5 protein-coding genes and 2 rRNA genes are annotated in these 10369 nt (G+C 60.1%); 4 read left to right on the top strand and 3 right to left on the bottom strand.

Translation table 11 applies throughout. The features are described 5' to 3' along the window. Positions 1-17: 17 nt before the first annotated feature. Both rrf (CAG47_RS27435) and rrf (CAG47_RS27430) read left to right on the top strand, forming a co-directional pair. Positions 18-133 (top strand): 5S ribosomal RNA (gene rrf / locus CAG47_RS27435). A 108-nt stretch (positions 134-241) separates the two neighbouring features. Continuing rightward, positions 242-357 (top strand): 5S ribosomal RNA (rrf, locus tag CAG47_RS27430). Positions 358-512: 155 nt separating this feature from the next. Here rrf (CAG47_RS27430) and CAG47_RS27425 read toward each other — a convergent pair. Then, on the bottom strand, positions 513-1223 hold the full coding sequence (locus CAG47_RS27425; RefSeq protein ID WP_085729418.1) for a GntR family transcriptional regulator: 711 nt from the start codon (positions 1221-1223) through the stop codon (positions 513-515). A gap of 193 nt (positions 1224-1416) precedes the next feature. On the opposite strand from CAG47_RS27425, the gene lapG reads away from it, so the two are divergent. Both lapG and lapD read left to right on the top strand, forming a co-directional pair. Then, on the top strand, positions 1417-2109 hold the full coding sequence (gene lapG / locus CAG47_RS27420) for a cysteine protease LapG (protein WP_085729417.1): 693 nt from the start codon (positions 1417-1419) through the stop codon (positions 2107-2109). 14 nt (positions 2110-2123) lie between these two features. Further along, entirely contained in the window at positions 2124-4070 is a 1947-nt protein-coding gene (gene lapD / locus CAG47_RS27415) for a cyclic di-GMP receptor LapD (protein ID WP_085729416.1), read from the top strand. Positions 4071-4150: 80 nt separating this feature from the next. Here lapD and CAG47_RS27410 read toward each other — a convergent pair whose 3' ends face one another. After that, positions 4151-4489, bottom strand: a complete 339-nt coding sequence (locus tag CAG47_RS27410; protein ID WP_085729415.1) for a tryptophan synthase subunit beta — start codon at positions 4487-4489, stop codon at positions 4151-4153. 144 nt (positions 4490-4633) lie between these two features. After that, the coding region (locus CAG47_RS27405; protein WP_143515945.1) for a tandem-95 repeat protein at positions 4634-10369 on the bottom strand (5736 nt) is incomplete at its 5' end.

Genomic DNA, 10369 nt, shown 5'->3' with positions numbered 1-10369 from the left:
ACTCAGTACCCGAATTTCTTGACGACCATAGAGCGTTGGAACCACCTGATCCCATCCCGAACTCAGAAGTGAAACGATGCATCGCCGATGGTAGTGTGGGGTTTCCCCATGTGAGAGTAGGTCATCGTCAAGATTAAATTCCAAAACCCCTATCTGCGCAGGCAGGTAGGGGTTTTGTTTTAGTAGAAGTCACACGTTTTCACCGGCACGTTAAATTTCTAACGGGCTGGTCACAGAATTTCTTGACGACCATAGAGCGTTGGAACCACCTGATCCCATCCCGAACTCAGAAGTGAAACGATGCATCGCCGATGGTAGTGTGGGGTTTCCCCATGTGAGAGTAGGTCATCGTCAAGATTGAATTCCAAAACCCCTGTCTGCTAACGCAGACAGGGGTTTTGTCATTTCAGGGGTAATAGGGCGCAGCGAGGGCGCTGTGGTGTGGGGCCTGGGAATGTGCGGCAAGTGACGCGATCCCGGCATTGCACCTCCCCCGGCGTTGCAACCGCGGGTTACTTCGACGTGTTTTTGGCCTGGACTTCAGGGCTGTTGAGGTAACGCGTAATGACCTCGACCGCGCGGTTCAGATGGTGTTCGAGCAGCTTTACGGAGCCTTCGACGTCCCGGTCTTCAGCCGCCCGTAACAATGCCTGGTGATCAGCCTGGGACAGTTTGCCCAGGCCCATGGCTTCCAGGTTGAAACGCAGGAACCGCTCTTCCTCCTTCAGACCGTCTTCGACCAGTTTCAACAGCCGTCGATTGGGCGCCCGGCAGTAGAGCGCCATGTGGAAAAGACGGTTGAGCCGGCCGATTTCGGTGTAGTCGCTTTCCGTTTCGAGTTCGTCGATGTAACGGGTAGCCTGTTCGAGATCTTCGTCCTGGAGCAATGGTACCGAGAGGCGCAAGGCTTCGGACTCCAGCAGGATGCGCAACGCGTAGGTTTCCACTGCGTCGCCCTGGACCAGCGGCGCGACCACGGCTCCCTTATGGGCAACCACGTTGAGCAACGATTGTGCTTCCAGCTGGCGCAAGGCTTCGCGTACGGGCATGCGGCTGACGCCGAACAGGTCGGCGAGGTCTTGCTGACGCAGGGCTGCACCGCAGGGAATGCGCCCGTCGAGTATCGCCGAGCGCAGGGTTTCTTCGATCACCGAGCGTGCCAGATGTGCGGGAATTGGCCCGTTGACCTTGATACTGCTGAGAGGGTTGGGCTTTTGTGTCACTAAACGCACCCTGAATGACGGTTTTTTGGATCCAAAAAACACTAGTAACTGGCTGACGGCTTGTCAAACAAGTGAACGAGTGCTTCTCCTACAGTTTAGCGCGCCCCCAGTGATCTCACTGTGCCATTGTCTTTTTCCGGTCTAACCTTCACCATTCGAACGACTCTCTCCTGCCTACCCAGGATGCTTCGCATTGGCGGCATGTTTAACGATCCCCCGGATTTTACGTTGGCTGTGCAGCGCGTTGCTGCTGGCTGGCGTGATGCTGGGCAGCTTGAGTGCCGATTGGGACTTTTCCCTGATCAGCCGGCGGGCGCAGGCATTGTACGGACCTTTGGGAGAAGGTCAGCAGCGCATTAATGATTGGCAATACTTGCTGGCCAGCCAGAAGCAGATCGGCGAGGTGGAACAGCTCAACGTGGTCAATCGCTTCTTCAACAAACAGCTGCGATACGTTGAAGACATCGATCTGTGGCATGAGGTCGATTATTGGGAAACCCCGATCGAAGCCCTCTGGAAAGGCGCTGGCGACTGTGAAGACTACGCTATTGCCAAGTACTTCAGCCTGCGTCACCTCGGCGTGGCCAGTGAAAAGCTGCGTATTACCTACGTCAAGGCACTGACCCAGAACCGCGCGCACATGGTGTTGACCTACTACTCGAGTCCGGAAGCCGAGCCGCTGGTGCTCGACAGCCTGATTGATGCAATCAAGCCGGCCAGCCAACGAAAGGATTTGCTGCCGGTCTACTCTTTCAACGCAGAGGGATTGTGGTTGCCGGGTACCAAGGGCAACAAAAAGGTCGGCGATACCAAGCGTCTGTCGCGCTGGCAGGACGTGTTGAAGAAAATGCAGGCCGAAGGATTTCCGGTCGAGACGACTAACTAGGAGCACGTGCTCAGATGTCTTTGTTCAAACAGCTGTTGATTGCTATCTGTCTGTTCCTGGTGGTCGCCTTCACCGGCAGTTTCATGGTCAGTCTGGAGAGCTCGCGCACTCAGTACGTCAACCAGTTACGCTCCCATGCCCAGGACGCCGCGACGGCGCTGGCGCTTTCCCTGACACCCAATATCGACGACCCGGCGATGGTCGAGTTGCTGGTCAGCTCGATCTTCGACAGCGGTTACTACGCGAGCATTCGCGTGGTCGATCTGAAGACTGACCAGACCCTGGTCGAGCGCACGGGCATTCCGGCGGTCAACAACGTTCCGGACTGGTTCGTCAAACTGATCGGCCTGGAGCCTGCCGGTGGTGATGCGATCGTCAGTCGCGGCTGGGAGCAGGCGGCCCGGGTCGAGGTCGTCAGCCACCCGATGTTTGCGTTGGCCAAGTTGTGGCAAAGCGCATTGGGCAGCCTGGGCTGGCTGCTGCTATGCGGCGCAGTCAGCGCGGTACTCGGCGCGCTGTTGCTGCGTCAGCAATTGAGACCGCTGGACTACATGGTCCAACAATCTCATGCCATCGCCCGGCGGGAATTCCTCAGCCTGCCGCAACTGCCGCGCACGCCCGAGCTTCGTCGGGTCGTGCAGGCCATGAACCAGATGGTCGAGAAGCTCAAGGCGCTGTTCCAGGAGCAGGCCGAGCGCAGTGAAAAACTGCGGGTCGAGTCCTATCAGGATTCGTTGACCGGGTTGGCCAACCGCCGATATTTCGAGATGCAACTGAATGCGCGGGTGAGCAACCCGGAGCAGGCCAGTTCCGGTTACCTGCTGTTGTTGCGGGTCAAGGATCTTGCCGGCCTCAACCAGCGTCTCGGTGGTCAGCGTACCGATGAAGTGCTCAAGGCCGTCGGTGAGCAACTGTCTCGCGAGTGCGCCAAATACCCGGAAACCCAGAACCTGGTGACCCGTATCCGTGGTGGCGAGTTTGCCGTGCTGGCGCCAGGGCTGGTGCGTGAAGAGGCGTTGCAACTGGCACAGAACCTCGACAATGCCTTGGCCAGCCTTCACGCGACCGGTGCCACCGATGTGGCTGCCGTGGCGTCTATCGGTCTGGCTCCCTTTGCTCACGGCGATTCACCGCAAACCGTGCTCAGCCTCGGCGATCAGGCGCTGGCACAGGCAGAAGGTCAGGGCGAGCAGAACTGGGCCTTTATCGAACACAGCCTCGCGGCCAGTGTCGGCGACGATCACCATGCCTGGCACCTCATGCTCGACCAGGCGCTGACCCAGCAGCGTTTCGAGTTGTATTTCCAACCGGTCGTGGCCGCTCAGGACACGCAATTGGTGCTGCATTACAAAGTGTTGTCGCGACTGCTCGATGAACACGGCCAGACCATCCCGGCCGGGCGCTTTCTGCCTTGGCTGGAGCGCTTCGGCTGGACTGCGCGCCTGGATCGGTTGATGCTCGAGCGGGTGTTGGAACAAATGAGTGGGCATGAAGAGTCGCTGGCGCTGAATCTATCGTCGGCCACCCTGGGTGACTCACAGGCGCAAAACAAAATCTTCGAGATACTGCGCGCGCACTCCAACCTCGGTCCGCGCCTGACCCTGGAGATTGGCGAAGAGCAACTGCCTGACCAGGCGGTGCTGGAGCAATTGACCCGGCGCCTGCGCGAACTCGGCTTCTCCCTGAGCCTGCAGCGTTTTGGCGGGCGCTTCAGCATGATCGGCAACCTGGCACGGCTGGGGCTGGCGTACCTGAAGATCGACGGCAGCTACATTCGCTCGATTGATCTGGAGAGTGACAAACGCCTGTTCATCGAGGCGATCCAGCGAGCGGCGCACAGCATTGACTTGCCGCTGATTGCCGAGCGGGTCGAGACAGAGGGTGAGTTGGCAGTGATACGCGAGATGGGGCTATACGGTGTGCAGGGCCAGTTGTTCGGCGAGCCCAAGCCCTGGAAGTAACGCTTGGAGCCGGGTTGTCGGTGACGCCGTCATCGCGGGTTGCCCGCGATGAGGCTGGAACAGTCACTGAAGATCGATGATCAGATCAACCCGCTTTCATTTTCATCGATCAGCTGACTCAGCCCACCCAGTGCCTCACGCGCCTGGGTCCGGTCCATCAGCTTGGCCTGGGCCGCCGGTGGCAGGTCGGTGACACGGATCACGCCTTTCTGGGTCAGCACCTGAATCAGGTCGTCGAGTACCCGAATCATTTCAAAGTCGCTCTGCTTGAGCTGTTTGAGGCTCTTCTCCACCGCCGCGTCGGCAAACCAGCTCTGGATTTCATGATGGTCGGCCGGCAGCGTTTCCGTGGCCTCGGCGTAGGAGGCCGGTTCCACGCGTACCAACAGGCCCTGCGCATCGCGTTGCACGTAAAACATTGAGCATCCCTCGAATTGAGCCAGCGTCGTGCTGTCAGCAGCATAGGTCAACTGCGTGCCAGTATGTGGCGCGGCGACGAAATCGTCACCGGGCAGTGGACACAAACGTGACGGCCGCCCCAGAAGGGCGGCCGTTTTCGTGCATCAGCTGTTGTTGTGATCGATCTTGATGGTCGGGTCGCTACCGGCAATCAGGTTATGCAGGTTGGCGCTCGACCAGTTGTTGCCTTCCAGTTTGATCGTCACGTCCGGTGTGGCGGCGGCCGCATTGCCCGAGTTGAACTGGCCGGTTGTGCTGACTTGCAGCGACGATACGCCATCGACCGTGGAGATCTTCAGGAAGTTGTCGATGGTGCTGCCGGTTTCGCCCTGCAACAGATCGCGCAGGTCGATCCGGTCACCTTCGCTGGCCTTGAAGTCCTTGATCACGTCGTTGCCGGTGTCGCCCGCTTTCCAGACGAAGGTGTCGCCACCCAAACCGCCAGTCAGGGTGTCATCGCCCTTTCCGCCCAGGAGAATGTCATTGCCGTCGCCGCCGTCCAGCAAGTCATTTCCGGTTCCGCCAAGCAGGATGTCATTGCCGGTGCCACCGTAGAGTTTGTCGTCGCCACCCTGGCCAAAGATGATGTCATTGCCGGCACCGCCCAGCAGTGTATCGGCACCATCCTGAGCGCCAGACACATCGAACACACTGTAGTGCTCGGTGATGTACTGGTGCACGTTACTTGCTGTGACCTGGTTGGTTTCGACCCCGGTCTGCAGACCCACGAACGCCTGCAGCGAGGCGTAACCTTCGCCGGTGACGCTGTTGAAGCTCACCAGGTCGCCGAAGATGATGTCATTGCCTTCACCACTGCTGATGGTGTCTTTGCCCGGCAGTGTGGCCTCGCTATGACCCAGGATCGCGTTGGCCAGATCCGATGGGTTGATGTTGGCCAGCGGCTTGCCGTCGGTGGTGTTGTACGGCGCCAGATCGCTTTCCTTGACGTCATTGTTCAGGCCGATGGCTTGCACGGTGGAGTGGGCAGCGGCCAGCAGGGCAAATGCCGCTGCGGCGTTAGTGGTACTGGTTCTGTCGACGGAACCATCGCCACCGTTGCTCGACAGCTCATAAGTGCCGTCACCTTGCGCATGAAGTGTCACGCCATTGATCTTGGAAGAATCCCAGTTGCCCTTGTTGTCCTCACTCCATTTGTACACAACGCCATTGGCGTCGACCAACGTGCGCGAGACACCGCCGATCACTGTGTTGAACGCATTGCCAGGCTTGTAGTCGCCCAGTTTCAACAGGCTGTCCAGCGTCAGGTCCGTGGCGCTGTTCGACTTGAAGTCGACGACGACCGGGTTGGTCTGTTCATTAATGGTGTAGGCGGTTGGTTCACCGTCGGTAATGAAGTAGGTGAGATTGATCGCATTCGTGTTGCTCTTCGCTTCAGCGCTGTAGAACCAGTTGGCGGTGGTCTTGAACACGTCCTCGTAGTTGGTGTATCCACCCGATTTCATGCTTTCGAGAACCGACTTCAAGTTCGCCAGGGCATCCTTGCTGGACAAGTCGACCGAAATCGATTGTTTAACCGTCGTGTCAAAGTCCACGAGGAACACTTTCACAACGCCCGGATTCGCGTTTTTCGAAGTCGCACTGGCGATCAGCGAGGTAAACACCGCTTCCAGGGATTGCTTCGCCGCTGCCATGGAGGCATCGCCCATACTGCCCGAGCTGTCGACCATGAACGCGATGTTGTAGTTCTGACCCGGTACGACCGTCAGCCCACCGATATCGGCCACCATGATGTCATTGCCATCGGTGCCTGTGACATTGTCATTGCCTGCGGTAGCAGTGACCGGGTTATAGACCGCGGGATTGATCGTGATCGGAATCTGCATCGTATTGCTGGCCGAATCGCCGGTGCTCTCGGTCGAGACTGCGGTGACTGTCAGCGTGTTGGTACCGCTGGCGTACGGTGCCGGGGTGTAGCTCAACTTGCTCACATCCCACCCGCTGAGGTCGACGACGCCATTACCGGTTGTACCGGTAAATGTGTGCACGCCATCGGTCAGGGTCGCACCCGCCGGGATGCCGCCGATCGAAGTAATGGTCTGGGTTTCAGAGCCATCAGTGTCCACTGACGTTACCTTCAGGCCCAACGCGATGCTGCTGTTCTCGGTCACTTGAGCTGTGGTGGCGGACACGATCGGTGTATCCGCGACCGCGGTCACACTGATGTCCAGCGTGGTGCTTGAACCGGTATTGGTGGTGTAGGTCACCGTCGGAACCTTGCCACTCCAATTGTCGGCAGGGGTAAAGCTGTAGTCACCGTTGGCACCGAGCGTCAGCCTGCCCACGTTTGCGAGGATGGCAGTAGCCCCCGCGCTGTACTCGATGCCACCAATCGTGAACTTGGTCACGCTGAGAACATTGTCCACATCGCGGTCATTGGTCAGAACGTTACCGGTGGCGACCTTGTCCTCAAGGGTGGTCTTGACGTCAGCAGCCAACACGCTCGGGTCATCGACTGGCGTGACGCTGATGTTCAGAGTCGAGGTGACGTTGGGTCCCGAACCGTCGGTGACGGTGTAGCTGACGGTCGGCACCGTACCGTTGTAGTTGGCGGCCGGGGTGAAGGTGTAGGCCCCGCTGGCTGCGATCACCAGGGTGCCGACGTTGGCGATGGTCGCCGTGCTGCCGGCGGCGTAGGTGGTTCCACCAACGGTGAAGTTGACCACGCTGACAGGGCCATCGACGCTGCTCGTGCCAGTGAGGACGCTGCCGGTGAGGGCGGTATCTTCCAGGGTCGAGACCGTTTCGTTGGCGTCGGTGAAGCTGTCGTCGACCGGGGTGACGCTGATGTTCAGGGTCGAGGTGTCGTTCGGTCCGGAACCGTCGGTGACGGTGTAGGTGACCGTTGGCACCGTGCCGTTGTAGTTGGCGGCCGGGGTGAAGGTGTAGGCGCCGTTGGCTGCAATCACCAGGGTGCCGACGTTGGCAATGGTCGCGGTCTGGCCGGCGTTGAACGTGCCAGGCACACCGTCGATGGTGAAGTTGACCACGCTGACTGGGCCGTCGACGCTTGAGGTGCCGGTGAGCACACTGCCGGTGAGGGCCGTGTCTTCCAGGGTCGAGACCGTTTCACTGGCGTCGGTGAAATTGTCGTTAACCGGCGTGACGCTGATGTTCAGGGTCGAGGTGTCGTTGGGTCCATCACCGTCGGTGACGGTGTAGGTAACGGTCGGCACCGTGCCGTTGTAGTTGGCGGCCGGGGTGAAGGTGTAGGCGCCGTTGGCACCGATGACCAGAGTGCCGACGTTGGCTATGGTCGCGGTCTGGCCGGCGTTGAATGTGCCAGCCACACCGTCGATGGTGAAGCTGACCACGCTGACTGGGCCGTCGACGCTCGAAGTGCCGGTGAGGACGCTGCCGGTCAGGGCCGTGTCTTCCAGGGTCGAGACCGTTTCACTGGCGTCGGTGAAATTGTCGTTAACCGGGGTGACGCTGATGTTCAGGGTCGAGGTGTCGTTCGGTCCATCACCGTCGGTGACGGTGTAAGTAACCGTCGGTACCGTGCCGTTGTAGTTGGCGGCCGGGGTGAAGGTATAGGTCCCGTTGGCACCGATCACCAGAGTACCGACGTTGGCAATGGTTGCGGTCTGACCGGCATTGAAAGTGCCCGTCACACCTTCGATGGTGAAGTTGACCACGCTGACCGGCCCGTCGACGCTCGAAGTGCCGGTTAGTACGCTGCCGGTCAAGGCCGTGTCTTCCAGGGTCGAGACCGTTTCACTGGCGTCGGTGAAATTGTCGTTAACCGGCGTGACGCTGATGTTCAGCGTCGAGGTGACATTGCTGCCGGAGCCGTCGGTGACGGTGTAGCTCACCGTCGGCACGTTGCCGTTGTAGTTTTCGGCTGGAGTGAAGGTGTAGGTCCCGTTGGCGCCAATGACCAGGGTGCCGACATTGGCAATGGTCGCCGTGCTGCCAGCGGCGTAGGTGGTTTCACCAATGGTGAAATTGACCACGTTGACCGGTCCGTCGACACTGCTCGTGCCCGTGAGGACGCTGCCAGAGATGGCGGTGTCTTCGGCGGTGCTCACGCTTTCACTGAGGTCGGTGAAGCTGTCATCGACCGGGGTGACGTTGATGGTCAGGGTCGAGGTGACGTTGCTGCCCGAACCGTCGGTGACGGTGTAGCTCACGGTTGGCACGCTACCGTTGTAGTTGGCGTCCGGGGTGAAGGTGTAGGCGCCGTTGGCGCCGATGACCAGGGAGCCGACGTTGGCGATGGTCGCGGTCTGGCCGGCGTTGAACGTGCCGGCCACACCGTCGATGGTGAAATTCACCACACTGACTGGGCCATCGACGCTGCTCGTGCCCGTGAGGACGCTGCCAGAGATGGCGGTGTCTTCGGCGGTGCTCACGCTTTCACTGAGGTCGGTGAAGCTGTCGTCGACTGGGGTGACGCTGATGGTCAGGGTCGAGGTGACGTTGCTGCCGGAGCCGTCGGTGACGGTGTAGCTCACCGTCGGCACGTTGCCGTTGTAATTCTCGGCAGGGGTAAAGGTGTAGGCGCCATTGGCGCCAATGACCAGGGTGCCGACGTTGGCGATGGTCGCCGTGCTGCCCGCGGCGTAGGTGGTTTCACCAATAGTGAAGTTCACCACGCTGACCGGGCCATCAACGCTCGAGGTGCCCGTGAGCACGCTGCCGCTGACGGCGGTGTCTTCGGCGGTGGTCACGCTTTCACTGATATCGGTGAAGCTGTCATCGACCGGGGTGACGCTGATGTTCAGGGTCGAAGTGACGTTGCTACCCGAGCCGTCGGTGACGGTGTAGCTCACCGTCGGCACGCTGCCGTTGTAGTTGGCGTCCGGGGTGAAGGTGTAGGCGCCGTTGGCGCCAATGACCAGGGTGCCGACATTGGCGATGGTCGCCGTGCTGCCAGCGGCGTAGGTGGTTTCACCAATGGTGAAATTGACCACGTTGACCGGCCCGTCGACGCTGCTTGTGCCCGTGAGGACGCTGCCGCTGACGGCGGTGTCTTCGGCGGTGGTCACACTTTCGCTGAGGTCGGTGAAGCTGTCGTCGACCGGGGTAACGCTGATGTTCAGGGTCGAAGTGACATTGCTGCCCGAGCCGTCGGTGACGGTGTAGCTCACCGTCGGCGCGTTGCCGTTGTAGTTGGCGTCCGGGGTGAAGGTGTAGGCGCCGTTGGCGCCGATCACCAGGGTGCCGACGTTGGCGATGGTCGCCGTGCTGCCCGCAGCGTAGGTGGTTTCACCAATAGTGAAGTTCACCACACTGACGGGGCCATCGACGCTCGAGGTGCCGGTCAACACACTGCCGCTGACGGCGGTGTCTTCGGCGGTGGTCACGCTTTCACTGATATCGGTGAAGCTGTCATCGACCGGGGTGACGCTGATGGTCAGGGTCGAGGTGACGTTGCTGCCGGAACCGTCGGTGACGGTGTAGCTGACGGTGGGCACGCTGCCGTTGTAGTTGGCATCCGGGGTAAAGGTGTAGGCGCCATTGGCGCCAATGACCAGGGTGCCGACATTGGCAATGGTCGCGGTGCTGCCGGCGGCGTAGGTGGTTTCACCAATGGTGAAATTCACCACACTGACCGGTCCGTCGACACTGCTCGTGCCCGTGAGGACGCTGCCAGAGATGGCGGTGTCTTCGGCGGTGCTCACGCTTTCACTGAGGTCGGTGAAGCTGTCATCGACCGGGGTGACGTTGATGGTCAGGGTCGAGGTGACGTTGCTGCCGGAGCCGTCGGTGACGGTGTAGCTCACCGTCGGCACGTTGCCGTTGTAGTTTTCGGCTGGCGTGAAGGTGTAGGTCCCGTTGGCGCCGATGACCAGGGTGCCAACATTGGCAATGGTCGC

It is taken from the genome of Pseudomonas sp. R37(2017) (genome assembly GCF_002113375.1).
Taxonomy (GTDB): domain Bacteria; phylum Pseudomonadota; class Gammaproteobacteria; order Pseudomonadales; family Pseudomonadaceae; genus Aquipseudomonas.
The sequence above is the reverse complement of the archived record's forward strand: the minus strand, read 5'-3'. Positions and strand labels throughout refer to the sequence as shown.